Here is a 26,466-nt window from a genome sequence, read left to right as displayed (position 1 = left end):
GAATGGCGAGCAAGGAGATCGCGAGCAGGGGAGGGATCAGGTGGTCAGGGAGCAAGACGCACGAGCCAAGACCGACGCGCCGCATCCGGAGCACGAAGCAAAGCCGGACTCGCCGACCGACATCGAGAAACCGTCGTGGAAGTACGTGTTTCGCAAGACGGTTCGCGAGTTCAGCAGCGACCAGTGCATCGACATCGCAGCGGCGCTTGTCTACTACTCGGTGCTTGCCCTCTTTCCAGCCCTGCTCGCGCTCTTCTCACTGCTCGGGATCTTCGGCCAGGGCGAAGCGGCTACGCGCGCAATACTGGGGACCGTCGAGCAGGTCGCACCGGATGCTGCGGCCGGCCTAGAGGGGCCGCTTCAAGAACTGAGCTCCGCCCCCGGCGCCGGGCTCGCGCTGGTCCTCGGAATCGTGCTGGCCATCTGGTCGGCGTCCGGCTACGTGGGCGCGTTCACACGCGCAATGAACCGGATCTATGAAATCGAGGAAGGGCGCACGTTCTTCAAGCTCAAGCCGGCCCAGCTCCTGGTGACGCTGATCGGCATCGTCATGATCCTCATCATGACGTTGCTCCTCGTCATCTCCGGTCCGGTCACTGACGCAGTAGGCGAGGCGCTCGGCCTCGGCACTACAGTTCGCATCGTCTGGGAGATCGCGAAATGGCCGGTGATCGCGATCATCCTCATCGCGATGATCGCGATTCTCTACTACGCGACGCCGAATGCGAAGCAGCCCAAGTTCCGCTGGATGAGCATCGGAGCGTTCATCGCGCTGCTGCTCATCGTCATTGCTGGCATCGTTTTTGGCATCTACGTTGCGAACTTCTCCAACTACGACCGCACCTACGGCTCACTCGCGGGCGTCATCATCTTCCTGCTGCTGCTGTGGATCGTGAACCTCGCACTGCTGTTCGGCGCCGAGTTCGACGCGGAACTCGAGCGTGGCCGTCAGTTGCAGGCCGGTATCGAGGCGGAGGAAACGATTCAGCTGCCACCGCGTGATACGAAGAAGAGCGACAAGGCTGCGAAGAAGGAAGAAGAGGACCTAGAGCGCGGCCGTGCGCTCCGGCTGGACGCCGCCGAGCGGGAGCGGAACTCAGGCGAGCGCTGAGGCGCTCGTCCCGATCGAGCCGATCACCGCATCCAGGGCGGCTCCGGATGCGTCGCGCTTGGCCCCGGTATCCGGCAGCGTGCGCACCGCGCCATCCGTTCCGACCGCGAGCACCGGCTCCGGTCCTGCCCACGCGAGTGCGAGCATGTCCTCGCCCTTCAGGAACGCATGCGCCCGGACACCACCGGTTGCGCGTCCCTTCGCGGGGAACTCAGACAGCAGGGAGACCTTCGCGCGTCCGGGATCGGTTCCGGCGATCGTCGACAGGCTGGTCGACACGGTAGCGACCACGTTCGTCACGGCCGGGTCGATCGAGGTGAACAGGATCACCCGCGCGCCAGAGCCCAGCTTGATGCCGGCCATCCCGCCCGCGCTGCGGCCCTGCGGTCGAACGGCTGAGGCGGAGAAGCGCAGCAGTTGCGCGTCGGAGGTTGCGAAGACGAACTCCTCCGCGTCGCTGCCCTGAGCGGCGCCGACGACTTCGTCGCCGGCCTTCAACGAGATCAGCTCGAAGTCAGGCTTGCTCGGCCACTCCCCGGGCGATACCCGTTTCACGATACCTTGCGCCGTGCCGAGCGCAATGGGTGCGTCCGAGGTGAGCGAGACGAGCGCGAGCACCCGCTCCTTCTTCGAGTCGAGCGCAAGATACTCGGCGATCTTCGCTCCCGCCGCGAGCTGCACCGAGTTCTCCGGCACGACCGGGAGGTCCATAGGGGAGAGCCGCACGAGCCTGCCGAGGTTGGTGACGGCGCCGATCTCGGTGCGAGTGGTCGTGGTCACGATCGAGCGGATGGCGTCGTGCTTGCTGCGGCGGGCGGGCTTGCCCGGCAGGTCGCCGGTGTCACCGAGATCGACCCGGATGACCCGACCGGTCGTGGAGAGCAGAACGCGGCAGGGCGCATCCGCGATCTCCAGCACCGGCGCGGCACCACGCGCTGACTTCGTCGTGGCCACGGAGGGCCGCGCTTCGGTCAGGAGGGTCCGCCGGGGCGTGCCGTAGAGCTCCGCGACGGCCTCGAGCTCGTCACCGACAAGTGCGCGGATGCGGGCGGGCTCGGACAGGAGAAGCTCGAGCTCCGCGATCTCCTGCTGCAGCTTGTCGCGTTCGGCCTCAAGCTCGATGCGGGAGAACTTGGTGAGCCTGCGCAGGCGCAGCTCGAGGATGTACTCGGCTTGAACGTCACTGAGGTCGAAGACATCCTTCAGTCGCGTCCTGGCCTGGTCGCTGTCGTCGCTGGTGCGGATGACCTGGATGACTTCGTCGATGTCGAGGATCGCGATGAGCAGGCCCTCGACGAGGTGCAGCCGCTCCTGCTTCCTGGCCAGACGGAACCGGCTCCGCCTGGTGGTGACCGAGATCCGGTGGTCGAGGTAGACCTGCAGCAGCTCGCGAAGGCCGAGGGTCCTGGGCCCACCGTCGACCAGCGCGACGTTGTTGATGCTGAACTGCTCTTCCAGCGGTGTGACCTTGTACAGCTGCTCGAGCACCGCGGTCGGGTTGAACCCGGTCTTGATGCCGATCACCAGCCGCAGGCCGTGCTTGCGGTCGGTGAGGTCGGTGACATCGGAGATGCCCGAGAGCTTCTTGGAGTTGACGCCGTCCTTGATCTTCTCGATGACCTTCTCGGGCCCCACCATGTAGGGCAGTTCGGTCACCACGAGTCCGGTCTTGCGCGCGGTCAGCGGCTCGATCGACACGCGCGCACGGGTCTTGAAGCTCCCTCGTCCGTTTTCGTAGGCGTCCCGGATGCCGGCGAGACCGACGATCGTGCCGCCGGTCGGCAGGTCAGGGCCCGGTACGAACGACATCAGGTCGTCGAGGGACGCATCCGGATGCTGCAGCAGGTGGCGAGCCGCGCCGACGACCTCGATCAGGTTGTGAGGCGCCATGTTCGTCGCCATGCCGACCGCGATGCCGCTGGCGCCGTTGACGAGCAGGTTCGGGAACGCCGCCGGGAGCACCTCCGGCTGGAGCAGCTGGTTGTCGTAGTTGGGGACGAAGTCGACGACCTCTTCGTCCAGGTCGGCGGTCATCGCCATCGCCGGGGCCGCGAGCCTGGCTTCGGTGTAGCGCGGGGCGGCCGGACCGTCGTCGAGCGAGCCGAAGTTGCCATGCCCGTCGACGAGCGGAACACGCAGGATGAACGGCTGGTTCAGGCGCACCATGGCGTCGTAGATGGACGCGTCACCGTGCGGGTGCAGCTTGCCCATCACCTCGCCGACCACGCGCGCGGACTTGACGTGACCGCGATCGGGGCGGAGGCCCATTTCGCTCATCTGGAACAGAATGCGTCGCTGAACCGGCTTGAGCCCGTCGCGCGCATCCGGGAGCGCTCTGGAGTAGATCACCGAGTAGGCGTACTCGAGGAACGAGCCTTCCATCTCGGTGGAGAGGTCGATCTCGTCGATGCGTTCGAGCTGGCCGTCTGAATGGGGAGTGGCGGGGGTAGTCATAGGATTGCGACCATGCTAGCGGCCACTCAAACCGTGCGGCCGAGCCTTGCCGACGTTCTGCGAAGTTCGTTTGATTCGGTTGCCGGACGCTCCAACGCGCTCGGGCTGCCGACGGTGGATCGCGCCGTCGTCGTCATCGTCGATGGCCTCGGTGCTGTGAACCTGCGGGCTCGCGCCGGGCACGCGCGGACGCTCGCGAGCGCGCTGACCAGATCCTCGACGATCCAGACGGTGTTCCCCACCACAACAGTGGCGGCGCTGGCATCGCTCACCACAGGTGAGCAGCCGGGTGTGCACGGCATGGTCGGCTACGAGGTGCTCGACGCGGAGCACGACCGGGTCGTGAAGCTGCTGACCGGGTGGGACGACCGGCTCGACCCGCTCACCTGGCAGCGCTCCGGGACGCTGTTCGAGGAGGCCGCGGCGAACGGTGTCCCGTCGTTCACCATCGGCAGCGAGCGGTTCCGCGGGTCCGGTTTCAGCCAGGCCGTGCTGCGCGGGGCAGAGTACCTGAGCGGTGTGAGCATCGCGGACCGCTTCACCGAGGCGCGGCGAGTGCTTGACCAGAATGACACCGCGGTCGTCTACCTCTATATCTCCGAACTCGACCAGGCGGCGCACCGCGACGGCTGGCAGTCCGAGCGGTGGCTTCGCGCGTTGGAGGCGACGGATGCCGCCGCGAACGAGTTCCTGTCAAGCCTTGGGCAACGCGAGGGGATGCTCGTCACAGCCGATCACGGCGTCATCGACCTGCCTCAGCACGCGCACGTGCTGTTCGACAGCGTCCCGGGACTGGTGGACGGCATCCGCCATGTCGCGGGGGAGCCCCGTGGCTTGCAGCTCTACTTCGAACCGGACGCGTCGCCCGATCAGCGGCAGCGGGTGCTCGAGCGGTGGAGATCAGCGGAGGGTGACCGGTCCTGGGTGCTCACGCGTGACGAGATCGTCGCGCAGGGCTGGTTCGGTGCTGACGTTGCCGACGAGGTGCTTCCGCGCGTCGGCGACATCGTGGTGGCCGCGCGCAAGGCGATCGTCTACTACGACAGCCGGACCGCATCCGAGACGGCGCTTGCCATGGTGGGGCAGCACGGGTCACGTTCTCCGGAAGAGACGACCGTGCCGCTGCTGCGTTTCGGTGCGTTCGCTCGCTGAACCGGTCAGGCCGGGTCGTCGTCCGAGCGCGCACCGAAGACGATCTCGTCCCAGCTCGGCATGGTGGCGCGGCCCTTCTTGCCCGACTTATGAGGAGTGGGCGCGGATGCAACCGGCTCCTCCTCTGGGTCAGGGTCGGGTAGCGGAACGTCGATGAGACGGATGCTCCCGGTCGACGGGTGGTCCGCCATGGCGTCCTCGAGATCGTCGTAGCTCGCCGCCTCACGTTCGCCGCGACGACGGCGCAGGGCTTCGAGCAGATCAGCGGTCTGGCTCGACGGCCTGGAGGTCTCGCTCTCGTCCCGGTTGATCGCCGCAGGGTTGACCGCGCCAGGGCCGGTGACCGGGCGAAGCGAGGGCTGCGGCAGGGTGTCGGCATGGAACAGGTCGCTGTCGTCGAACGCGCCGCTGTCGAAGCGTGTCGCATCCGGGACGCGCTCCTGCACGTCGACGGCACGCAGTCGCGGAATCAGGCTGCCGGTCAGGCGCCCCTGCTGCGAGAGAGTGATCGCCTCGTTGTTGAGCGGCGCGAGCGCGGACTTGCGCGGGTCGAAACTCCAGCGGGCGTCGTGGTCGATCAGGTCGGCCGTGAACGACAGCTTGATGACCCAGCCGCCCGCAGCCTCCTTCCAGCTCGCCCAGCGCTCGTCAGACGCGCCCAACTCGTGCAGGCGGCTCATGATGACCGAGCCGAAGGTCTGGGCATCCGACAGCGGGTCGGTGTCCGCTGCGGTGTGCACGGGCACCGCGAGGGCGCTCTCCACGACGTACTCGCGTTCAGCGAGCACCGGTCCCTCGAACCGTTCGATGTACTCGAGCGACGCGCCGGTGGTGGCCGCAACATCCTCGGCCGACATGCCGGAGCGGATGTGCGCCTGGATTTCCTTGGGGGAGAGCTTGCGACTCTCGCCTGCGGCCGGCTGGGCCTGCCGCAGCTTGGACTTCAGCACGTCGTCGATGGCCAGACGGAACCGGTCACCCGTGTCTGATGCGACGAGGAGCGCGCCGCTCTCCACTCCGATCACTCTCAGGTCCTGCATGGCTGATGCGTTCCTTTCGCCAATGCCCCAAGCGTGCCATGGCCCATGCGATTTCGGCCGGAATACGCTGGGCGCGCCGCGAGTTGGGTAGGGGACGGATGTTAGTGCTGCCAATGGTTTGCTATTGACTTCCGGATGGTGCAAACTATGCGCGCCGATTGGCTAAATCACAGCAACAACAGAAGTGGATGGGCATGGCAACGGACTACGACGCCCCGCGAAAGACGGACGACGATTCGGAGTCGATCGAGGCGCTCAAGGAACGGGTCCCCGACAAGATGTCGGGAGTCGTAGACGTCGATGACGCCGACAACCCCGGGGGATTCGAGCTTCCCGGAGCCGACCTGACCGATGTCGACCTCGACGTCGTCGTACTTCCGCCGCAGGCGGACGAGTTCACGTGTGTGAACTGCTTCCTGGTGAAGCACCGTTCGCAGATCGACCACGAGAGCAAGCTCGGACCGATCTGCATCGAGTGTGCAGCCTAGGAATTCGCTGTACTCCAGGCGGTGAGCCGGCGCTTCATGCGCCGGCTTTCGCTTTCTCCAGTGCCGACTTCAGCTCATCCGGTCGCCGGGTGGAGACCAGCCAGTAGGGCACCGGATCCTTCGGGTCGGTCACCTCGACCTTGAGAACCGGGTCGATCCAGCCCCGGATGACGAGCCAGGCGCGCGCATCCAGCCGCTGGCCACGTTCCAGGGTCGCCTCCGATGCTCTGAAGCCCTCGATGACGCCGACGAAGGCGATAGGCAGGCGCGCCCGCCCTGCGATGAACTCGCCGTCCGTCACCTCGAGCACCGGGCTGGCGAGGAGCAGGAGCACGACGCATCCGGCGTACAGCACGACCGCGACCGCCACGCCCACCCAGACGTTGATGGGCAGGAAGACGAGCAGGCTCGCGGGAATCACCAGCAACGCGATGACGTACAGCCAGACGGAGGGGTTGAGCTTCTCGCGGTAGATCGTCATGGCACCATTCGACCAGACTTTCGCGCGGCGACGGTGCACCGCCGGCCTGCACTAGCCTGAATGCCGTGACTGAGGCGATCGAGGTTCTGTATGTGGGGGCCGCTGCTCCCCTCTACGCGCATCATGGCGACGCCGGGGCCGACCTGTGCGCGGCCGAGTCAGTCGAGTTGGGCCCGGGCGAACGCGCCACCGTCGGGACCGGGCTCGCCGTCGCTTTGCCGGATGGCTACGCGGCCTTCGTCGTGCCGCGCAGCGGGCTCGCAGCCAAGCACGGCATCACCATCGTCAACAGCCCCGGAACGGTCGATGCGGGGTACCGGGGCGAGATCCGGGTGACCCTTCTGAATACCGACAGGTCGGTGCCGTATTCTGTCGCGGTCGGCGATCGGATCGCTCAATTGATCATCACTCCGGTGACCACGGCGCGATTCACCCCGGTAGAGTCGCTCCCCGAAAGCCTCCGCGGGGCCGCGGGGTTCGGTTCGACCGGGTATCGGTCCGAGTCGACGCAGACACAAACGGGAGCACAGTCGTGAACGCCAGCGCCAATCCGGATGAGACCGGCACAGAAAACGAACTCACAGACGAGCTGGACCAGTCCAAGTCGGCGCCAGTCGACCGCGCAACCGCGGGGCCGCTCGACGAGAGCGAAGCCAACGCGGTGCGCCCGTACATCGATCTCGGCGGCATCAAGCTCCTGCCGCGGGAGGGCCTGCAGCTGCGGCTCGAGATCGAGGAGGGCTCCAAGCGGGTAGTCGCGGTCGGGCTCGACTACGCGGGATCGACCCTTCAGGTGCAGCCGTTCGCCGCGCCGCGCTCGACCGGTCTCTGGCACGAGATCCGGGAGCAGATCGGCGAGCAGATCGCCAAGCAGGGCGGCACCACCAAGCTGACGATGGGCCCGTTCGGTCCCGAGCTGCTGGCCGAGATCCCCGCCACCGGCGCGGGCGCGGCCGGGCACACACGTCTGGCCCGGTTCGTCGGCGTCGACGGGCCGCGCTGGTTCCTGCGCGGTGTCATCGCGGGGGAGGGCGTCAACAACCCGGAGGCCGCCGCGAAGGTAGAAGAGCTCTTCCGCAGTGTCGTGGTCGTGCGCGGCAACACCCCGATGCCGCCGCGCGACCTGATCCCGCTGCACGTCCCGCAGGGTGCGACGACCCTTGCACCTGGCACCACCACCACGCCACCGACCAGCGCAGGGCACACCGCGACATGACGGAACCGCGCGAGCAGAAGCCAGCCGAATCGGACACAGAGTCGGTCAGGCAGGCGTTCGCCGCTGCGGCCCGCAAGGCCGGCATCGGGCAGGTCGCGCCCGGCGAAGTGCCCACCGCTGGATCTCTGCTCAAGGCGGTCGGCGGCGTCCGCGGCCTGATTGAGGCCATCCTGCCCGGCCTGGGGTTCCTGGTCACCTACACCTTCACCGGCGACGTCGTCGCCTCGGTGCTCGCCCCGGTGGCCGTCTCTGCGGTGTTCGTGATCGTTCGCCTCGTGCAGAAGACGCCCGCGACGCAGGCCCTCGCGGGACTCGCCGGTGTCGGCATCTCCGCGGTTCTCGCCCTGATGACCGGGCGTGCCGAGGACAACTTCGTGCCCGGCCTCATCATCAATGTGGTGTCGGTGCTGGTCCTGCTGGTCAGCATCGCCGTGCGCTGGCCGCTCATCGGCGTCATTGTCGGACTGCTCGCGAACGACTCGCACTGGCGCCAGGATGCGAACAAGCGCCGCGTGCTGTACATCGCCACCTGGCTGTGGGTCGGGCTGTTCTCGGCGCGACTGCTCGTGCAGGCGCCCCTCTACTTCTCCTCGAACACCGAATGGCTTGCCGCGACCAAGCTGCTCATGGGCGTGCCGCTCTACGCCGGCATGCTCTGGGTGACCTGGATGCTCGTGAGGTGGGCGTACAGCCCTCCGGCGAGTTCCACAGCGGATGACACGGCATAAGTGATAGCATTTATCTCGACGTCAAGATAAATTTGGCAGCTTCAGCAAGGGAGACCACAAATGTCGGCAGTGGATAGTTTCGGAGCCAAAGACACACTCACGGTCGGTGGCACCGATTACCAGGTGTTCCGGATCGACAAGGTCGCCGGTCATGAGCGCCTCCCGTTCAGCCTCAAGGTGCTGCTGGAGAACTTGCTGCGCACCGAGGACGGCAAGAACGTAACCCGCAGCCAGATCGACGCGCTCGGCGGCTGGGATCCCGCGGCCGAGCCGGACACCGAGATCCAGTTCACGCCAGCGCGCGTGATCATGCAGGACTTCACCGGCGTGCCCTGCATCGTCGACCTCGCCACGATGCGCGAGGCGGTGGCGGCCCTCGGCGGCGACCCGGAGCGGATCAACCCGCTCGCGCCCGCTGAACTGGTGATCGACCACTCGGTCATCGCCGACCTGTTCGGCACGCCGAATGCCTTCGAGCGCAACGTCGAGATCGAGTACGAGCGCAACGGCGAGCGGTACCAGTTCCTCCGCTGGGGCCAGACCGCATTCGACGACTTCAAGGTCGTCCCGCCCGGCACCGGCATCGTGCACCAGGTGAACATCGAGTACCTGGCCCGCGTCACGATGACTCGCACCGTGGATGGCGTCCTGCAGGCCTACCCCGACACGTGCGTCGGCACCGACTCGCACACCACCATGGTCAACGGACTGGGCGTGCTCGGCTGGGGCGTCGGCGGCATCGAGGCGGAGGCCGCGATGCTCGGCCAGCCGGTCTCGATGCTCATCCCCAAGGTCGTCGGCTTCAAGCTCACCGGGTCGATCCCGACCGGCGTGACCGCGACGGATGTCGTGCTCACCATCACCGAGATGCTGCGCCAGCACGGCGTGGTCGGCAAGTTCGTCGAGTTCTACGGCGAGGGCGTCGCGCAGGTCCCGCTCGCCAACCGGGCGACCATCGGCAACATGAGCCCCGAGTTCGGTTCGACCGCCGCGATCTTCCCGATCGACGATGTCACCCTCGACTACCTGCGTCTCACCGGCCGCAGCTCCGAGCAGATCGAGCTTATCGAGCAGTACTCCCGGCTGCAGAAGCTCTGGCACGACCCGAGCACCGAGCCCGCGTTCAGCGAGTACCTCGAGCTCGACCTCGCGACGGTGGTCCCGTCGATCGCCGGCCCGAAGCGCCCGCAGGACCGCATCATCCTCGGCCAGGCCAAGGAGCAGTTCGAGAACGACCTCGTCAACTACACCACCGTCGTGCACGACCTGGTCGACCTCGAGGTGTCGGAGTCGTTCCCGGCATCCGACCCGCCCGGCAACACCCCGGAGAGCGAGTACAGCCAGCACCAGCACACGCACCGCGCGCACGCCCCGAAGTCGGTTTCCAAGCCGACCGAGGTCTCGCTCGACGGCGAGTCGGTCGTGCTGGACCACGGCGCCGTCGCGATCGCGGCCATCACGTCCTGCACCAACACGTCGAACCCGTCGGTGATGCTCGCCGCGGGGCTGCTCGCCCGCAACGCGAGCATGAAGGGCCTCAAGGTCAAGCCGTGGGTGAAGACCACGCTCGCACCCGGCTCGAAGGTGGTCACCGAGTACTACGAGAAGGCTGGACTGAACGGCTACCTCGACGAGCTCGGCTTCGCGCTCGTCGGCTACGGCTGCACCACCTGCATCGGCAACTCCGGACCGCTCATCGAAGAGGTCTCGGCCGCCGTCAACGAGAGCGACCTGGCCGTCACGGCCGTGCTCTCCGGCAACCGCAACTTCGAGGGCCGCATCAACCCCGACGTCAAGATGAATTATCTGGCGAGCCCACCGCTCGTCATCGCATACGCTCTCGCCGGGTCGATGAACTTCGACTTCGAGAACGACGCGCTCGGCCAGGACAGCGACGGCAACGACGTGTTCCTGCGGGACATCTGGCCGGATGCAGCCGAGGTGCAGAAGACCATCGACTCATCGATCGACAGCGAGATGTTCACGCGCGAGTACGCGGGCGTCTTCGACGGCGACGAGCGCTGGCGTTCGCTGCCGACGCCGGCCGGCTCGGTTTTCGAGTGGGACGAGAAGTCCACCTACGTGCGGAAGCCCCCGTACTTCGACGGCATGACCCTCGAGCCCAGCCCGGTGACCGACATCGCCGGTGCGCGCGTGCTGGCCAAGCTCGGCGACTCTGTCACGACCGACCACATCAGCCCCGCAGGCTCGATCAAGGCGGACAGCCCGGCCGGTCACTACCTCACCGAGCACGGCGTCGACCGCAAGGACTTCAACTCCTACGGCTCGCGTCGCGGCAACCACGAGGTGATGATCCGCGGCACGTTCGCGAACATCCGCCTGAAGAACCAGCTGCTCGACGGCGTTGAGGGCGGGTACACCCGCGACTTCACCCAGCCGGACGCCCCGCAGTCGTTCATCTACGACGCGAGCGAGAACTACCAGGCAGCGGGCATCCCCCTCGTCGTGTTCGCCGGCAAGGAGTACGGATCCGGATCGAGCCGCGACTGGGCGGCCAAGGGCACGTCTCTCCTCGGCGTCCGCGCGGTGATCGCTGAGAGCTTCGAGCGCATCCACCGTTCGAACCTGATCGGCATGGGCGTCATCCCGCTGCAGTTCCCCGCGGGTGAGACCGCAGAGAGCCTCGGCCTCGATGGCACCGAGTTCGTGAGCATCTCAGGCATCGAGCAGCTCAACGCTGGCGCCACCCCGAAGACCGTGCGAGTCACTGCGGAGCCCAGCGAGCATTCGCCGGCCGGCAAGCAGCCGGTCGAGTTCGACGCGGTCGTGCGCATCGACACCCCGGGTGAGGCGGACTACTACCGCAACGGGGGCATCCTGCAGTACGTGCTGCGCAGCCTGGTCTGAGTCAGTCCACCTGCGCGAGCGCTTGGCTGGCGCGGTGAGCCGCTTCCGTGCGGCTCGCCGCGCCCAGCTTCCGCAGGATCGCCGAGACGTGCACGCTCACGGTCTTCGGGCTGATGAAGAGCCGTCCGGCGATCTGCGCGTTGCTGAGGCCCTGACCGATCAGCTCGAGGACCTGCCTCTCGCGGGCCGTGAGTTCGTTGCCTGGCACGCGTTCGCCACGGATGCCCGCACGCTGCAGCAGCTGCTCCGCTGTTGCCACCACGAGCTGCGCGCCGACGTCATCCGCGTCGGCGAGGACGGCATCGAGGGTCTCGGCAGCGCGAGCGCGATCGCCAGATTCCAGGAAGGCCCTGGCCAACCCCAGCCGTGCGAGGAGCCGGAGGACCACGGCTGCGCCCGGAAGGTCGGGATGATCGACCAGCCGCTGCCAGGCATCCGGGTCGTCACCGGTGGCGAGTGATCCCGACAGTTCGGCATCGACGACGGTGCTCCAGAGCGAGTGAGTCGGCCAGCCCTCGTCGCGTGCAAGACAGGCGCGGAGCTGCTCCTCCTCGACCGTCAGCACGGGTGCTTCGGCGCCACGCGCGAGCAACGCCCTGCGCTTGGCGGCGAGCACGCGCGCGGCGATCCCGGCGAGGGGCAGTGTCCACCCCGACGCGGGTGTCTGTTCGCTGAACAGCGAAGACACAGCCTCCCACGCGGAGTCGAGGTCGCCACGCGCGAAGGCAAGGTGACCCGCAACCGCTGCCACGCACAATCGCACCTGAGCCTGATGGCTGCCCAGCGAAGTCATGCCGGGGCGCCACTTGCCATACAGTTCCCACGCCTTGTCGACCTGGCCGCGCCACAGCAGCGACCGCAGCTTCGCGGCGCGCATGAAGATCTTGAACGACAGCGGCGGGTCGAGTTCTAGAGAGCGGTCGATGAGTTCGTCCGCGTGCTCCCACTGGCCGAGGGCGAACAGCGGATCGACCGTGTTGACGGCCAGGATCGAGCCGACGCTGCGCTCCACCCCGTTCGCTCGGGCAAGCCGCAGGCCCTCGCTTGCGACCTCGAGCGATCGGGGGAAGTCGCCGAGCAGGGCGAGCGAATCGGACGCGTTCACGTAGTAGCGCAAGAGCGCGTCCGGATCCCGGCCGGCCAGTTCCTTGGCGAGTTCGAGGTCCTCGAGCCCACCGGAGATGTCCATGAGACTCAGGCGCGAGCAGCCCCGCACATTCGCGGCAACCGACGCGAACCGCCTGGCCTCGCGCGGCGCGTTCTCGAGCGCCTCGGTCGCGCGGCGGATGCCGTCGTCGAGGTTGCCGATGAGCATGTACTGCGCCGCGAGCTCGGCGAGGATCCACGTCCTCATCACCGGGTCGCGGTCGCCGAGCACGTCCAGAGCCTGTTCGTAGAGCTGCGGTGCGTCCGTAGCGCCGGAATGGTCCCTGATGGCTGCCTTCTGCCTCAGCACATCGGCGTGCCGGGTCGGATCCTCGGGCGAGGTCTCACGGAGGGCGAGGTCGACCATGGCGAGGGCCCTGCCCATGTCTCCGTCCTGGTACCACGCTCCGGACACCTCCCTGAGCAGGTCGACTCGTGACATCGCGGCTGTCGCGTCCGGTTCCGCGACGAGGTCCCACAGTTCGAGCGCCCGCTCGCCCAGCTGCGCGGCGCTCGCGTACGCGAACGCGTCCAAGCTCAGGTCCATTGCCGTGATCGACGCCGCGAACGCACGCTGCACGTCGTGCGCTTCCATCCAATGCGACGCGATCCTCGTCGCTCGCCCGGCGCGTTCACCCGGCGCCCCCTCTTCGGCGGTGAGCGCTTGCGCGTAGCGGGTGTTGAATCGGGTCGCCTCGCCCGGCAACAGCTCCTCGCGGACCGCGTCGCGCACCAGCGCGTGCCGGAACGCGTAATCACGATCGTGGATCGAGATGAGCCCGGCGTCGATGGCCTCCCGAGCGTCGTCGTCCAGGGTCCCCGGATCGTCGACCACCGCCGCCAGCAGGTCGTGTTCGACACGTTCGCCACCGGCTGCCAGGATCCGCATCAGCGCACGGGCACTGTCACCCAGGGCGTCATAGCGGTTCAAAAGCAGTTCGCGCAGCGTGTCCGGCACACCCCCGGCCCGGTCGAAGCACACCAGCTCCTCGACGAAGAACGGCACCCCCTCGCTGCGTTCGAACAGTGCGAGGGTGCGGTCGGCATCCGGGGCGGTGCCGAGAATCGAGCGCGCCTGGTCGCGCACCTGCGTGCGGGTCAGCCGGGGGAGCGTGATGCGATCGACCCGCCGGTTGCGTTCCAGTTCAGCCAGGAACGTGCGAAGCGGGTGCCCGCGCTTGACCTCGTCGCTGCGGAAGCTGAGCGCGAACAACAGGCCGCTGCGCACCCCGGCCCGCGCGACGAAACGCAGGAAGTCCAGGGTGGCTGGGTCTGCCCAGTGCAGGTCCTCTATCACGATGACGAGCGGTTTGCTTGCGGCGAGGTTCTCGAGCACGGTCGTGATCGCGTCGTTCAACCGGTCGACGCCCATCCGGTCGTCGCGGGTGGGGGAGAGCTTGCTTCCGTCGATGAACTCGGAGAGCATCCGACGCCCGGTCCCCGCGGCCTTGTCGACGGCCTCTCGGCCGTGTGATTCCACCAGCTCGCGCAGCAATCCGGAGATCGGCGCGTACGGCACCACGACGGCGCCGTAGTCCAGGCAGTGGGTGACGATGACGTCCGACTCGTCGGCGACCTCGGCGGCGAGTTCTTCGAGTAGTCGGGTCTTGCCGATGCCCGCTTCTCCGCTGATAAGCACGAGGCGGGTGGACCCTGCGGCCGCTTCGTCGAAGACGGCTCGCAGGGCTTCCAGCTCGGATTGGCGTCCGACCATGTCCGGGGCAGACTGGCTGCGCACCACTCCATCGTCCCACCGTGGCGGGCGAAACGGGAGGGGCCGGCCAGCGCTCACCTGTCCAGGACGGGGGTCGGGTGCGGGGCAACCGCGAAAGCCGCCCGCAACCGGGTGGTAAGCCGGCGGGGTGCCGGCATGACACGAGTGTCGCCGGCGGCACGCAGTCGAGCCAACTCGGCAGCGAGAGCCATTTCACGTTCATCCGGGATGCTGAGTACAGGATGCGGGGTGGTGATCGTTTCCATGTCTCAAGAGTCCGCTCTGAGGCAGCACCCGCACATCGGGAGTTATCCCTATTTGCGCGAATCGGACGTCTTAGTGGCCTGTACTCAGGAGTCGGTGGCGGCAAGTGAAATAGGGTTGGAGCATGAGCATTCTCGAGTCCATCCATGAACCTCGGGACTTGGATTCGCTGACCAAGCCGCAACTCGAGAAGCTAGCCGGGGAGATCCGCGAATTCCTTATCGCTAACGTGGCTCGCACCGGCGGACACCTCGGGCCGAACCTCGGCGTCGTCGAGTTGACCATTGCCATCCACCGGGTCTTCGACTCACCGCGTGACCCGATCGTGTTCGACACCGGGCACCAGTCGTACGTGCACAAGCTCCTCACCGGACGGAAGGACTTCTCCGGGCTTCGTCAGCGCGGCGGCATCGCCGGGTATCCGCAGCGCAGCGAGTCCGTGCACGACGTCGTCGAGAGCTCGCACGCGTCCAGTTCGCTGAGCTGGGCCGACGGGATCTCCCGCGCGTTCGAGATGACCGGCCAGACCAACCGCCACGTTGTCGCCGTCGTCGGAGACGGCGCGCTGACCGGCGGCATGACCTGGGAAGCGCTGAACAACATCAGCGACGACAACACGCGCAACCTGGTGATGATCGTCAACGACAACGGGCGCTCCTACGCTCCCACCATCGGCGGCATCGCGCGCTTCCTCGACGGTGTCCGCACCAAGCGCGCCTACCGCGGCCTGCACCACTCGAGCCGCAGGCTCTTCGACAAGTTCGGGTCGCCTGGGCGCGCCTTCTATCGAGGCGTCCGCGGTGCCGTGCATGGCTTCGGGACCCGGTTCATCAAGAATGAGGGACCGTACTCCAACCTGGAGATCAAGTACATCGGCCCCATCGACGGTCACGATCTCGAGGCCGTCGAGCGTGCGCTGCGTCAGGCGAAGAGCTACGCAGCCCCGGTGATCGTGCACACGATCACCGAGAAGGGCCGCGGGTATGAGCCCGCACGGCACGACGCGGCCGACCAGTTCCATGCGGTTGGCCAGATCGATCCCGAGACCGGGGAGGCGCTCGACGTTCCCGACCGGCCGTCGTGGACCTCGGTGTTCGCCGACGAGCTCGTCCGCCTGGCGGACAAGAACGACCGGGTGGTCGGGATCACCGCAGCCATGCTGCGGCCGACAGGGTTGCACGTGCTCGCGGCGCGGCATCCGGACCGCGTCTTCGACGTCGGAATCGCCGAACAGCACGCGGTCACCTCAGCTGCCGGTCTCGCCTTCGGCGGCCTGCACCCCGTCGTGGCGCTGTACGCCACGTTCATTAACCGCGCGTTCGACCAGCTCCTCATGGATGTCGGGTTGCACAAGGCCGGCGTCACCTTCGTGCTCGACCGAGCGGGTGTGACCGGGCCGGATGGTCCGAGCCACCACGGCATGTGGGATCTTGCGGCGCTGCAGATCGTGCCCCACATCCGTATCGCTGCCCCGCGGGACGCGGCCAGGCTCCGCGAGGAACTCGCCGAGGCCGTCGCGATCGATGACGCGCCGACGGTGATCCGATTCCCGAAGGGTTCGGTGGGGGATGAGCTGAAGGCGGTCCGCCGCACCGAGGACGGCGTCGACGTGCTCCGCGAGGCCCCGCACCGGGATGTGCTGATCGTCACGGTCGGTTCGATGGCGACCCTCGGCCTCGAGGTCGCAGAGCGGCTCGCGGCGCAGGGCATCGGTGCGACAGTGATCGATCCGCGCTGGGTCGTCCCGACCCAGCCGAGCATCATCCGGTTCGCCGACGAGCATCGCCTGGTGATCACCATTGAGGACGGCGTCCGAGTCGGCGGCATCGGCACGCGCATCCGCCAGGATCTGCGCGCTGCGGGAGTTGATACCGGGCTGGACGAGCTGGGGCTGCCGGACGAATTCCTCGACCATGGTTCCCGCGACGAGATCCTGACCGCGGCCGGCCTCACCGCGCAGAGCATCGCGCGCAATGTCGTCGCGCAGGTGCTCGGCACGAAGATCCCGGTCGCGCGGCCGCTGCCGGAGGAGCAGGGCGCGCAGATCGAGGCGGAAGAGAAGCTCGACCGGCCGTGAGACAAAACGGGAAGCAGTCTGACGACTGCTTCCCGTTCTTGCTTTCAAGCTCTACGCGACGCCCCTGATCGGCGGAGTGTGGAACGTCCCGCCGAAGACCCGCTCGGAGGCGCCGACCCGGTCGAGGTATGGGGTGACCCCACCCATCTGGAACGGCCAGCCGGCACCCATGATCATGCACAGGTCGATGTCTTCGGCCGCGGCCACGACACCGTCCTTGAGCATGCGGTGGATCTCGTCGGCGAGGCCGTCCTCGATCCGGATGCGCAGCTCGTCCGCCGACATCGGCGTCGTGCCGCCGGCGACGATCGAGAGCGCGGTCTTGTCGTACCCCTTGACCTTGCCCTTGCCGTCCCGATCCTGGATCTTCCCGTGCTCGGCCAGCTTGCGCAGGTTCTCGCTCTCGAAGAAACGGTCGGGGAACGCCGCGTGGTGGGTGTCGAGCACGTGCGCGCCGACAGTCAGCCCAACGAGCTCGAGCAGCTCGAACGGATCCATCGGCAGGCCCAGGGGCTTGACCGCCTCCACAACCGTGTCGAACGGCGTACCGGTGTCGACAGCGTGCATCGCCTCACCGAGCAGCTTGGCGAGGATGCGGTTGACGACGAACCCCGGCGTGTTCTTGGTGATGACCGCGGTCTTCTTCAGCGCCGCGGCGGTGACCATCGCGGTGCTGAGTGTCTCATCGTCGGTCTTCGGCGCCTTCACGACCTCGATGAGCGGCATCACCGCGACCGGGTTGAAGAAGTGGAAGCCGACGAGGCGCTCCGGATGCTTCAGCTTGGCGCCGATCGCGTCGACCGACAGCGACGACGTATTGGTGGCGAGCACTGCCGTCTCGGAGACGTACTGCTCGACATCGGCGAACACGTCCTGCTTGACGCCCAGCTCCTCGAATACCGCCTCGATGACCCAGTCGCAGTCGGCGAACTCGGACTTGTCCGTCGTCCCGCTGACAAGTGCCTTCAGCCGGTTGGACTCGTCGGGGGAGATGCGGCCCTTGTCGCGGAGAGTGTCGATCTCACCGCGGATGTAGTCCAGCCCCTTGTCGACGCGTGCCTGGTCGAGGTCGGTGATCACGACCGGAACCTGAAGGCGGCGCACGAACAGCAGCGCGAACTGGCTGGCCATGAGCCCGGCCCCGATGACTCCGACCTTGGTGACCGGGCGGGCGAGCGCCTTGTCCGGCGCGCCGGCCGGCCGCTTCGCGCGCTTCTGCACGAGGTTGAACGCGTAGATGCTCGCGCGGAACTGGTCACCGGTGATGAGTCCGGCCAGCACCTCGTCCTCGGCGGCGAAGCCGGTCGCCTTGTCGGTGTTCTTGGCTGCCGCAAGCAGGTCGAGGGCGGCGTACGGAGACTTCGGCACGGTGCCGATGCGGCTCTGCAGCATCTTGCGGGCGATGCCGATGGCAGCATCCCACTTGACCGCGCGCTCGATCTTGCCCGGCTGGTTCGGGCGCTTGACCTTCGTCGTGCCAGAGACCACCCGGTCGACCCACTTGATGGAGTCCTCGAGGAAGTTCGCCGGCTCGAACATGACATCCGCGATGCCGAGCTCGAGGGCATCCTTCGCCTTCAGCATCCGGTTGTTCTTGAGCGGGTTCTCGACGATGACCTTGAGCGCGTTCTCGATCCCGATCAGGTTCGGCAGCAGCCACGCGCCGCCCCAGCCGGGGATGATTCCGAGGAAGACCTCCGGCAGTGCGAGGGCCGGAACGGAGCTGTCGATGGTGCGGTAGTCGGCGTTGAGCGCGATCTCCACGCCGCCGCCGAGCGCGAGGCCGTTGATGAACACGAACGACGGCACGCCCAGGTCGCCGAGCAGCCCCAGCGTCGCGTGACCCTGCTGCCCGAGTTGCTTCGCGACCTCGGTGCTCGGGATCGCGTCGACGTGGCTGAGGTCGGCGCCGGCCGCGAGAATGTACGGCTTGCCGGTGACCGCGACCGCGTGGATCTCGCCGTGCGACGCGCGGTCTTTGAGCGACTGCAAGGTGCGCTGCAGCTCGAGCAGCGTCGTCGGGCCCATCGTGTTCGGCCGCGTGTGGTCGCGCCCGTTGTCGAGGGTTACGAGCGCGAGAGTCTTGCCGCCGCTCAGCGGCACGTCCCGCACGTAGGAGTGCGTGACTACCTCGTCGTCCTTGAGAAGCTCAGCGAGCTGCGTGAATTCCGCCATGGTCACTTGCCTCCCTTGAAGTTCGGGTTCTCCCAGATCACGGTGCCGCCCTGGCCGAGGCCAACGCACATCGCGGTCACGCCGTAGCGCACCTCCGGGTGCTCCTCGAACTGCCGGGCGAGCTGGATCATCAGGCGGACACCGGATGACGCGAGCGGGTGCCCGATCGCGATCGCGCCGCCCCACGGGTTGACGCGTGGGTCGTCGTCGTCGATACCGAAGTGGTCGAGGAACGACAGCACCTGCACCGCGAACGCCTCGTTCAGCTCGAACAGTCCGATGTCGTCGATCGACAGGCCCGCCTTGCGCAGCGCCTTCTCGGTCGACGGGACCGGTCCGATGCCCATGATCTCTGGCTCGACCCCGGCGAACGCGAAGCTCACCATGCGCATCTTCGGCTTCAACCCGAATTCCTTCGCCGCGGCGGCGGATGCCATCAGGCTCACGGTGGCGCCGTCGTTGAGGCCGGAGGAGTTTCCCGCGGTCACCCGGCCGTGCGGACGGAACGGCGTCTTCAGGCCGGCCAGTCCCTCCATGGTGGTTTCCGGGCGCGGCGCCTCGTCGCGCGTGGCGAGTCCCCAGCCCTCATCGCTGCGGATGGCGACCGGGATCAGGTCGGGCTGGATCTTGTCGGCCTCGTACGCAGCGGCGAGCTTGTGCTGGCTGCGCATCGCGTAACGGTCCGCGCGCTCCTTGGTGAGGTGCGGGAAACGGTCATGGATGCGCTCGGCCGTCATCCCCATGTTCAGCGCGTCGGGGCTCACCAGCTTCTCGGCGAGGAAGCGCGGGTTCGGGTCGGCGTTGAACCCCATCGGGTGACGACCCATGTGCTCGACACCGCCGGCGATCGCCAGCTCGTAAGCGCCGAACGCGATCGCGCCTGCCGTCGTCGTGACGGAGGTCATCGCACCGGCGCACATCCGGTCGATGGCGTAACCGGGCACCGACTTGGGCAGTCCGGCGAGCATCGCTGTGGTGCGGCCGAGCGTCAGGCCCTGGTCACCCTGCTGCGTCGTCGCGGCGATCGCGACGTCGTCGATACGGTCCTTGGGAACCTCTGGGTTCCGCTCCAGCAGACCGATCATCGCCTTGACCGCAAGGTCGTCGGCGCGGGTGTTCCAGTACATGCCCTTCTCGCCGGCGCGCCCGAACGGGGTGCGAACGCCATCGACGAAGACGACTTCTGTTCTCTCGACCACTGTGCCTCCTCAGACAAGTCCCACTGATCCTAGAGTCGGGCGATTTGCCCTAAGAATCCTTTGATTCTTTCTACGAATCGTCGGATTGGGCGGTGTCGGCGCTTTGGTCGACTTCCACAAAGGCATCCGCGATCAGCTGTGCGGTTGCGTCAATCTGCCAGGGGCGCGCACCGCCGCCCGCGAGGGCCTCGCCGACGCTCTCGGTGGTGATCGGCTGCGGCGGCGCCCACGCCACGCGGCGCAGGAGCTCAGGGGTGAGCACGTTCTCGACCGGGATGGCGACTCGATCCGACAGCGAGGTGATCTGCGCCTTCGCGGCGCGCAGGCGGCGGTCGGCGTCCGGGTTGCGATCGGACCAGGACCGTGCGGGCGGGATGGAATCGCCTGGCACTCGCAGCGGCGGCAGGTCTTCGGCCGCCATGCCCTCCTCGATAGCGGCAAGCCAGCGGGGGAGTTGGGTGCGGCTTGCACGCCCGGTGAACTCCTTGATCTTCATAAGCTCGCCACGCGTTCGCGGCAATGCCTTGGCTGCCGCGACGATCGACGCATCCGGAAGCAGCCGGCCGCTCGCGGTGTCGATCTCCTGCGCGTACTCGTCGCGTGCCTGCCACAGCGCGCGGGCGACCGCGAGCGAGCGGGGCGTGCGCAGGGCGTGCATGCCGGAGAGTCTCCGCCACGGCTCGGAGACCACCGGCTTGGGCTCCTTGGTGCGGACCGCATCGAATTCCTGCTCCGCCAGCTCCTTCTTGCCCGCCTCGACGAGCAGCGCGGCGACTTCGGCCCGCAGCCGCACGAGCAGCTGCACGTCGAGCGCCGCATAGACAAGCCAGGACTCGGGCAGCGGCCTGGTCGACCAGTCCGCCGCCGAGTGCTCCTTGGCGAGCTTGATGCCGAGGAGTTCCTCGACCACTGCGCCAAGGCCGACGCGTGGAAGGCCCGCGAGCCGCGCCCCCAGCTCGGTGTCGAAAATGCGGTTCGGTTCGAGGCCGACTTCGCGCAGGCAGGCGAGGTCCTGGCTCGCGGCGTGCAGCACCCATTCCTCGTCACGGATGACATCGGCCAGTTCGCTGAAGTCGCCAATGGCCGGAGGATCGAACAGGAACGTTCCTGCCCCGTCGCGGTAGAGCTGGATGAGGTAGGCGCGCTGGGAGTAGCGGTAGCCGGATGCCCGCTCGGCGTCGATCGCGACCGGGCCGGTGCCCGCGGCGACCTGGCGCACAGCGTCGAGGTAGTCGTCACGGTTGTCGATCACGCGCAGCGGCTCGTGCCCACCCTTGTCCTCACGGGTCCCGCCACCCGCGTCTTCGCCCGTCACGCGCCCTTGCGCCGAGTCGGGAGAACGCTGACGCCCTCTGGAACGGGAGGCAGCCCGGCGAGCATGCAGACCAGGTCGCCCCATGCCTCAACGTGCGGGCCGAGCGCGCTGTCGTCGGGGCTCCAGGACGCGCGCAGCTCGATCTGCGCACCGTCGCCCTGGACCTGCAGCTCGCCGAACCCGGTGGAGAGGATCTTGGTGGCCGTGCCTGATGGGGAGTGGTAGCGCGCACCGCGAGTGTCGAGCGCGTCGATCAGCCACGACCAGGCCACTGCGGCGAGGAACGGATCGACGCCGATGTCGGTCTCGAGCGGTGCCTGCGCGAAGCACACGACGCGGAACGGCCCGCCCCAGGCATCCGGAGAGCTGGGGTCGTAGAGCAGCACGAAGCGGCCCGTTGCGAGGTCGGAGTCGTCGCTGTGCCGCGCGGGGGTGACGTCAGCCGCGAACGCGATGGAGTGCGGTGCGAGCGAACCCGGCGCGGGCAGCTCTGTGACCACGAGTTCACTGCGCAGCGTTGCTGCGTGAATCGAGTCGATCGCCGCGCCGAAGGGCGCTGGCACCGGCGAACCGGTCACGGTGTCGGACACGTTCAGCAGACTAAAGTTTCAGGGTGGCAGTTTCCCGCAGGCACGCCGACCCCAGGCCGTACTTGCGTCTCGGGCTTGTCGCCGTCGGGGGACTTGCAGCCTTCGGCCTGCTCGCGACCGCCTGGCTGACCGCGGCTGTCGCGCGCACCATCATCGTTCCGCCACGCAAGCGTCAACAGGACGTCGTGATCGTCGGCGTCGACGAGACGGAAGGCACGATCGAGCTGCGGCGCTCCGCTGACACCGTGATCAGCGGCCGGTACAGCCTGTGGTTCTCGAACGACAGAGGTCACGCGCGCATCGGCGACATTCTCAGCGAGACCGACGAGACGGTTACCAGGCGACTCGACGACGTGAGCCACGGAGAACTGCGGCTCGCCCGCAGCGGCCGGATCGCCGGATGGTGGTACCTGACCCCGGATGACCTCGGCGTCGGCTACGAGGACGTCGACATCGACACCGAGCTCGGTCCAGCACCGGCGTGGCTCATCGCGGCGCACGATGACCGGCGCATCGAGGACACCGACCGCTGGGTGATCCAGGTGCACGGCCGGGCGGTGCGCCGGCCGGAGGGACTGCGCGCCGTGCCGGTCTTCCGCGACGCCGGCTACCACAGCCTCCTCATCTCGTACCGCAACGACGGCGACGCCCCATCGAGTGCCGATGGTCGATACTCCCTCGGCGACACCGAATGGCGGGATGTCGAATCCGCGATGCAGTACGCACAGGAGCGCGGGGCGAGGCACATCGTGCTCATGGGCTGGTCGATGGGCGGGGCGACGGTGCTTCAGGCGGTCACCCGGTCCCAACTCGCGCCGCTCGTGCGCGGCGTCGTGCTCGAGTCGCCGGTGATCGACTGGGTGATCACGCTCGAGGCGATCGCGGGGGAGGCGGGGCTGCCCGTTCCGGTGAGTCGGTCGGTATTCCGCGCCATCGGCGCACCCTGGGGGCGCATCCTCACCGGCCAACGCGACCCGATCGACCTTGCACGCCTGAACTTCGTGCGCCGTGCCGACGAGCTTGACCTGCCCATACTCATCCTGCACAGCGACGACGACGGCTTCGTGCCCTCGACCGGCTCGCGCGCACTGGCGAAAGCCCGGCCGGACATCGTGCAACTGGAGGCCTTCACCGTCGCACGGCACACGAAGTTGTGGAACTACGACGAGGAGCGGTTCGTGGGCACCATCCGGATTTGGCTCGGCCGGCCAGAGCTCAACGCGTGACCCGCCAGCGGGCGTAAAGCGCGCCGTCGTCATCGGCCAGCAGCTGGGTCAGCTCGAGCCGCTGCGGCAGTTGACCCGGCAACACAGGCAGCACCGACGGCACGGACAGCGGACTGGTCGACAGGCACAGTTCGTCCACCAGTCCGGAATCCAGCAGCTGGGCCGCCAGATTCGGGCCGCCCTCGCAGACGATGCGGCGGTGACCGCGGTCGCGAAGCGCGGAGACGATGCCGGCGGCATCCGGGCGCTCGTCGCCGGTCTCGACGATGTCAACCGTGTCGGGCAGGTGGTTCCGCACGCGCGCGGCGGCGTGCGACGGGCACACGACGATCAGCCGACCCGGTGCGAGGTCCGCCGGGATTTTGTTGCCCTCGAGGTCACCGCTGGCCGTGACGATGGCGAGCGCGGCTGTGCGCGGCATCAGGTAACCCTCGTTCCGGATGCTGGTGGCGCCGACGAGCACGATGTCGCTCTGCCGTCGGATCGCCCCGAGGATGCGCCGGTCGACGCGGCTGGTCAGGCTGTTGGAGGTGCCATCGACGCCGACCGCTGACCCGTTGAGGCTTGCGATCATGTTGATGCGCAACCAGGTGGCCTCGCTTGCGTACAGCTCTTCGAGGCGCGCTGCCGCGTCGTCGGCGGTGGTGTCTATCGTGAGCGGCGGCTGCGGAATGAGCCGCGTGAGATTCACGCGGCAGCTTTCGCGCGCACCTGCCGCTTCGTCCTGCCCAGCATGCCGCTCATGCCCCGGATGCGCAGCGGGCTCACTGCCTCGTTCAGGCCGATGGTCTGCGGGTAGTCGTCCGGCGTGGCGAGCACCTCGTCGGCGGTGAGCCCGGACAGTCCCTGCACCAGAATCGACGCGAATCCGCGCGTGGTGGGCGCTTCCCTGGGGGCCGTCGCGTGCACGTGCACGACACGCTCGTCGTCAACCTCGACAAAGAGGTAGACGGGGGACTGGCACTCGGTGACACGCTCGAGCAGGTCGGGGTGGTCCTGGAATCGCTCCGGAAGCTCCGGGAGCTCGTTCGCGAACTCGAGCAGCAGCATGAGTCGATCCTGCTGCTCGAGTTCGAGGAACTCCTCACGAATCTCGGCGAGCGCGGGGGGTACCGCCGTTTCAGTCATCCGACGATTATCCCACCGCGGTCAGGGAAGCTCGCCGGGCGCTTCTCCCTGCACGATCGGCACTTTCACGGTGCTGCCCCACTCGGTCCACGAGCCGTCGTAGTTGCGCACCTTCGGGATGCCCACCAGGTGGTGCAGCACAAACCAGGTGTGCGCAGAGCGCTCACCGATCCGGCAGTAGGCGATGACGTCGTCGGCGGCGCCGATCCCGGCCTCGTCGACGTAGATCGCCTTCAGCTCGTCGATGGGCTTGAACGTGCCGTCCTCGGCTGCGGCGCGGCCCCACGGGACGTTGCGCGCGGTCGGGATGTGGCCGGCGCGCAGCGCGCCCTCCTCCGGATACGCCGGTGCGGTGGTGCGCTCACCGCTGTACTCCTCTGGGGAGCGGACGTCGATCAGCGGCTTGCCCAGGTGGTCGAGCACGTCGTCCTTGAACGCGCGGATCGCGTGGTCGTTGCGGGGGATGATCGGGTACTCGACCGGGGTGCGCTGGGGCACCTCGGTGGTCATTTCCCGGCCCTCGGCGATCCACTTGTTCCGGCCGCCATCGAGCAGGCGGACATCCTCGTGACCGAACAGGGTGAATACCCACAGCGCGTACGCGGCCCACCAGTTGTTCTTGTCGCCGTAGATGACGACGGTGAAGTCGCGCGCGATCCCCTTCGAGCTCATCAGCTTCGCAAAGGCATCGCCGTCGACGAAGTCACGCAGCACCGGGTCGTTCAAGTCGGTGTGCCAGTCGATCTTCACGGCGCCGGGGATGTGACCGGTCTCGTAGAGCAGCACATCCTCATTCGATTCGATGACGACGAGATCCGGCTTGTCGAGGTGCGCCTGCAACCACTCGGTGGTGACAAGCCGGTTCGGGTTGGCGTAGCCGGCGAACCGTTCGGATGAATCGACCTCGACGGTCATTGTTACCTCCAGTCAGCGCCCGTCCTGCGGGCGAATGGTGCGTTCACGGCGCGTTAGGCTTGAATCTCGCGCCGCCCACAACGAATCTACGCACTTTCTTGCCACGTGGCGGCGGATGAGTCCAAGCATTACACGAAGGAAAGAGTCGCGTGCCCGCTGAACATGTGCGGGTGGCGGGCAGTCTCACTGACCGTCGCCCATCCCTCACCGGCACCGAAATCGTCGATCACCTGGTGCCGCCGCGGCAGTTCCGGGGCGCATCGATCGACAACTACCAGCCGGACCCTGACTACCCGTCGCAAGCGGTGGCAGTGGACGCGATTCGCGAGTTCGTGGCGGCGTGGCAGCCCGCCCGCGGCGGCCTGTTCTCCAGACGCAAGGCGCCGAAGACGCTTCCCGGGATCTACCTCGACGGCGGCTTCGGCGTCGGCAAGACCCACTTGCTTGCCTCGCTGTGGCACCTCGCGCCCGGCCGCAAGTACTTCGGCACCTTCATCGAGTACACCGCGCTGGTCGGCTCCCTCGGCTACGCGCAGACGGTGAAGATGCTGCGTGGCTCATCGTTCCTCGCCATCGACGAGTTCGAACTGGACGACCCGGGCGACACCCGAATGATGTCTCGCCTGCTCGGCGAGCTCACCGCATCCGGAACCCGAATCGCGGCGACGTCGAACACGCCACCGAACGCGCTGGGGGAGGGACGCTTCGCCGCCCAGGACTTCCTGCGGGAGATCGACGCGCTCGCTGGTCAGTTCACGACCATCCGCATTGACGGGCTCGATTACCGCCGACGCGATGTCGAGGGGCACGCGGTCAGCGTCGCCGACGACGCGGCGCTCGAGCAGGCGATCGCAGACCTGGACGGCAACGCGACAGTGGACGACTTCGCGACGGTCATCTCCTACTTGGGGGGTGTGCACCCGTCGCGCTACGCGAAGCTCGTCGACGGCCTGCAGGCGATCGGGCTGCGGAACGTTACCGTGCTCGACCACCAGACGGATGCGCTGCGTTTCGTCGCGTTCGTCGACCGGCTGTACGACGCGCAGGTGCGCGTTGTCGCCTCCGGCGTGCCGCTCGATGCGGTGTTCGCCGAGGACATGCTGGGCGGCGGGTACCGGAAGAAGTATCTGCGCGCCATCTCGCGTCTCATCTCGCTCACCTCCGGGGCGCCCGAGTAAT

At 67.5% G+C, this 26,466-nt stretch carries 22 protein-coding genes; 10 read left to right on the top strand and 12 right to left on the bottom strand.

Annotation, left to right across the window (positions count from 1 at the left end; all coding sequences use genetic code 11):
- Positions 1-40: 40 nt before the first annotated feature.
- Positions 41-1,111 (top strand): YihY/virulence factor BrkB family protein, encoded by a 1,071-nt coding sequence (locus IRG63_RS10210; RefSeq protein ID WP_168627746.1) that lies wholly within the window; start codon positions 41-43, stop codon positions 1,109-1,111.
- Here IRG63_RS10210 and IRG63_RS10205 read toward each other — a convergent pair.
- On the bottom strand, positions 1,097-3,565 hold the full coding sequence (locus IRG63_RS10205) for a DNA topoisomerase (ATP-hydrolyzing) subunit A (RefSeq protein ID WP_193510052.1): 2,469 nt from the start codon (positions 3,563-3,565) through the stop codon (positions 1,097-1,099). The two genes, IRG63_RS10210 and IRG63_RS10205, sit on opposite strands and share 15 nt — an antisense overlap.
- 12 nt (positions 3,566-3,577) lie before the next feature.
- On the opposite strand from IRG63_RS10205, the gene IRG63_RS10200 reads away from it, so the two are divergent.
- On the top strand, positions 3,578-4,717 hold the full coding sequence (locus IRG63_RS10200; RefSeq protein WP_193510051.1) for an alkaline phosphatase family protein: 1,140 nt from the start codon (positions 3,578-3,580) through the stop codon (positions 4,715-4,717).
- Between the two features lie 5 nt (positions 4,718-4,722).
- Here IRG63_RS10200 and sepH read toward each other — a convergent pair whose 3' ends face one another.
- Positions 4,723-5,757 carry a septation protein SepH gene (gene sepH / locus IRG63_RS10195; RefSeq protein ID WP_193510050.1) on the bottom strand — a complete coding sequence of 345 codons (1,035 nt, stop codon included), beginning with the start codon at positions 5,755-5,757 and terminating at the stop codon, positions 4,723-4,725.
- A gap of 194 nt (positions 5,758-5,951) precedes the next feature.
- Here sepH and IRG63_RS10190 point away from each other — a divergent pair, with 194 nt between their 5' ends.
- Positions 5,952-6,245, top strand: a complete 294-nt coding sequence (locus tag IRG63_RS10190) for a DUF4193 domain-containing protein (protein WP_168627399.1) — start codon at positions 5,952-5,954, stop codon at positions 6,243-6,245.
- A gap of 34 nt (positions 6,246-6,279) precedes the next feature.
- Here IRG63_RS10190 and IRG63_RS10185 read toward each other — a convergent pair whose 3' ends face one another.
- Complete coding sequence (locus IRG63_RS10185) at positions 6,280-6,726, bottom strand: DUF3093 domain-containing protein (RefSeq protein ID WP_168627398.1); 447 nt, start codon at positions 6,724-6,726, stop codon at positions 6,280-6,282.
- 65 nt (positions 6,727-6,791) lie between these two features.
- Here IRG63_RS10185 and dut point away from each other — a divergent pair, with 65 nt between their 5' ends.
- The 4 genes from dut to acnA are packed head-to-tail and all read left to right on the top strand — an operon-like array spanning position 6,792 to position 11,538.
- On the top strand, positions 6,792-7,262 hold the full coding sequence (gene dut / locus IRG63_RS10180) for a dUTP diphosphatase (protein ID WP_168627397.1): 471 nt from the start codon (positions 6,792-6,794) through the stop codon (positions 7,260-7,262).
- A complete protein-coding gene (locus IRG63_RS10175) occupies positions 7,259-7,942 on the top strand; it encodes a DUF3710 domain-containing protein (protein WP_193510049.1) in 684 nt (227 codons plus the stop codon). Before dut ends, IRG63_RS10175 begins: the two co-directional genes overlap by 4 nt.
- Positions 7,939-8,670 carry a DUF3159 domain-containing protein gene (locus IRG63_RS10170; RefSeq protein ID WP_193510048.1) on the top strand — a complete coding sequence of 244 codons (732 nt, stop codon included), beginning with the start codon at positions 7,939-7,941 and terminating at the stop codon, positions 8,668-8,670. Before IRG63_RS10175 ends, IRG63_RS10170 begins: the two co-directional genes overlap by 4 nt.
- A gap of 60 nt (positions 8,671-8,730) precedes the next feature.
- Positions 8,731-11,538, top strand: coding sequence for an aconitate hydratase AcnA (gene acnA / locus IRG63_RS10165; protein ID WP_193510047.1), 2,808 nt, complete (start codon positions 8,731-8,733; stop codon positions 11,536-11,538).
- Between the two features lies 1 nt (position 11,539).
- Here the strand turns inward: acnA and IRG63_RS10160 are convergent, their stop codons facing one another.
- Together IRG63_RS10160 and IRG63_RS10155 are read right to left on the bottom strand one after the other, a co-directional pair.
- Positions 11,540-14,422 (bottom strand): LuxR family transcriptional regulator, encoded by a 2,883-nt coding sequence (locus tag IRG63_RS10160; RefSeq protein ID WP_193510046.1) that lies wholly within the window; start codon positions 14,420-14,422, stop codon positions 11,540-11,542.
- A gap of 50 nt (positions 14,423-14,472) precedes the next feature.
- Positions 14,473-14,664 (bottom strand): hypothetical protein, encoded by a 192-nt coding sequence (locus tag IRG63_RS10155; protein ID WP_168627392.1) that lies wholly within the window; start codon positions 14,662-14,664, stop codon positions 14,473-14,475.
- Positions 14,665-14,786: 122 nt separating this feature from the next.
- On the opposite strand from IRG63_RS10155, the gene dxs reads away from it, so the two are divergent.
- Positions 14,787-16,739, top strand: a complete 1,953-nt coding sequence (dxs, locus tag IRG63_RS10150) for a 1-deoxy-D-xylulose-5-phosphate synthase (protein WP_193510045.1) — start codon at positions 14,787-14,789, stop codon at positions 16,737-16,739.
- A gap of 51 nt (positions 16,740-16,790) precedes the next feature.
- On the opposite strand, the gene IRG63_RS10145 is transcribed toward dxs, so the two are convergent.
- From IRG63_RS10145 to IRG63_RS10130, 4 genes are all read right to left on the bottom strand, one after another.
- Positions 16,791-18,914, bottom strand: coding sequence for a 3-hydroxyacyl-CoA dehydrogenase NAD-binding domain-containing protein (locus tag IRG63_RS10145; RefSeq protein WP_193510044.1), 2,124 nt, complete (start codon positions 18,912-18,914; stop codon positions 16,791-16,793).
- Positions 18,915-18,916: 2 nt separating this feature from the next.
- Entirely contained in the window at positions 18,917-20,113 is a 1,197-nt protein-coding gene (locus tag IRG63_RS10140) for a thiolase family protein (protein WP_168627389.1), read from the bottom strand.
- 70 nt (positions 20,114-20,183) lie between these two features.
- Positions 20,184-21,428: an HRDC domain-containing protein gene (locus IRG63_RS10135; RefSeq protein WP_370566235.1), complete on the bottom strand. Its 1,245-nt coding sequence runs from the start codon at positions 21,426-21,428 to the stop codon at positions 20,184-20,186.
- Positions 21,425-22,018, bottom strand: a complete 594-nt coding sequence (locus tag IRG63_RS10130) for a DUF3000 domain-containing protein (protein ID WP_370566234.1) — start codon at positions 22,016-22,018, stop codon at positions 21,425-21,427. The genes IRG63_RS10135 and IRG63_RS10130 overlap by 4 nt, the downstream gene beginning before the upstream one ends.
- A gap of 23 nt (positions 22,019-22,041) precedes the next feature.
- Between IRG63_RS10130 and IRG63_RS10125 the strand changes: the two genes are divergently transcribed.
- Positions 22,042-23,244, top strand: a complete 1,203-nt coding sequence (locus IRG63_RS10125; RefSeq protein WP_168627387.1) for an alpha/beta fold hydrolase — start codon at positions 22,042-22,044, stop codon at positions 23,242-23,244.
- On the opposite strand, the gene IRG63_RS10120 is transcribed toward IRG63_RS10125, so the two are convergent.
- From IRG63_RS10120 to IRG63_RS10110, 3 genes are read right to left on the bottom strand one after another with little or no spacing between them, the layout of a single operon-like run.
- A complete protein-coding gene (locus IRG63_RS10120) occupies positions 23,234-23,935 on the bottom strand; it encodes a dihydrofolate reductase family protein (RefSeq protein WP_168627386.1) in 702 nt (233 codons plus the stop codon). The two genes, IRG63_RS10125 and IRG63_RS10120, sit on opposite strands and share 11 nt — an antisense overlap.
- Complete coding sequence (locus IRG63_RS10115) at positions 23,932-24,372, bottom strand: SufE family protein (RefSeq protein WP_193510042.1); 441 nt, start codon at positions 24,370-24,372, stop codon at positions 23,932-23,934. The genes IRG63_RS10120 and IRG63_RS10115 overlap by 4 nt, the downstream gene beginning before the upstream one ends.
- A gap of 21 nt (positions 24,373-24,393) precedes the next feature.
- Entirely contained in the window at positions 24,394-25,287 is an 894-nt protein-coding gene (locus IRG63_RS10110; protein ID WP_193510041.1) for a sulfurtransferase, read from the bottom strand.
- Between the two features lie 149 nt (positions 25,288-25,436).
- Here IRG63_RS10110 and zapE point away from each other — a divergent pair, with 149 nt between their 5' ends.
- The gene (zapE, locus tag IRG63_RS10105; RefSeq protein WP_193510040.1) at positions 25,437-26,465 is read left to right on the top strand and encodes a cell division protein ZapE; all 1,029 of its coding nucleotides are present in this window, start codon (positions 25,437-25,439) and stop codon (positions 26,463-26,465) included.
- Position 26,466: the final 1 nt, after the last annotated feature.

This window comes from Cryobacterium sp. BB736 (assembly GCF_014980265.1).
Lineage (GTDB): Bacteria > Actinomycetota > Actinomycetes > Actinomycetales > Microbacteriaceae > Terrimesophilobacter.
This window is presented reverse-complemented; position numbering and strand designations above follow the sequence as displayed.

Excerpts from the sequence above, each read along its gene's own strand:
- IRG63_RS10170 (WP_193510048.1), top strand. The coding sequence starts at position 7,939 with ATGACGGAACCGCGCGAGCAGAAGCCAGCCGAATCGGACACAGAGTCG.
- IRG63_RS10200 (WP_193510051.1), top strand. The coding sequence starts at position 3,578 with ATGCTAGCGGCCACTCAAACCGTGCGGCCGAGCCTTGCCGACGTTCTG.
- sepH (WP_193510050.1), bottom strand. The coding sequence starts at position 5,757 with ATGCAGGACCTGAGAGTGATCGGAGTGGAGAGCGGCGCGCTCCTCGTC.
- IRG63_RS10110 (WP_193510041.1), bottom strand. The coding sequence starts at position 25,287 with ATGACCGTCGAGGTCGATTCATCCGAACGGTTCGCCGGCTACGCCAAC.
- IRG63_RS10190 (WP_168627399.1), top strand. The coding sequence starts at position 5,952 with ATGGCAACGGACTACGACGCCCCGCGAAAGACGGACGACGATTCGGAG.
- IRG63_RS10185 (WP_168627398.1), bottom strand. The coding sequence starts at position 6,726 with ATGACGATCTACCGCGAGAAGCTCAACCCCTCCGTCTGGCTGTACGTC.
- IRG63_RS10115 (WP_193510042.1), bottom strand. The coding sequence starts at position 24,372 with ATGACTGAAACGGCGGTACCCCCCGCGCTCGCCGAGATTCGTGAGGAG.
- IRG63_RS10155 (WP_168627392.1), bottom strand. The coding sequence starts at position 14,664 with ATGGAAACGATCACCACCCCGCATCCTGTACTCAGCATCCCGGATGAA.
- dxs (WP_193510045.1), top strand. The coding sequence starts at position 14,787 with ATGAGCATTCTCGAGTCCATCCATGAACCTCGGGACTTGGATTCGCTG.
- IRG63_RS10145 (WP_193510044.1), bottom strand. The coding sequence starts at position 18,914 with ATGGCGGAATTCACGCAGCTCGCTGAGCTTCTCAAGGACGACGAGGTA.
- acnA (WP_193510047.1), top strand. The coding sequence starts at position 8,731 with ATGTCGGCAGTGGATAGTTTCGGAGCCAAAGACACACTCACGGTCGGT.
- IRG63_RS10205 (WP_193510052.1), bottom strand. The coding sequence starts at position 3,565 with ATGACTACCCCCGCCACTCCCCATTCAGACGGCCAGCTCGAACGCATC.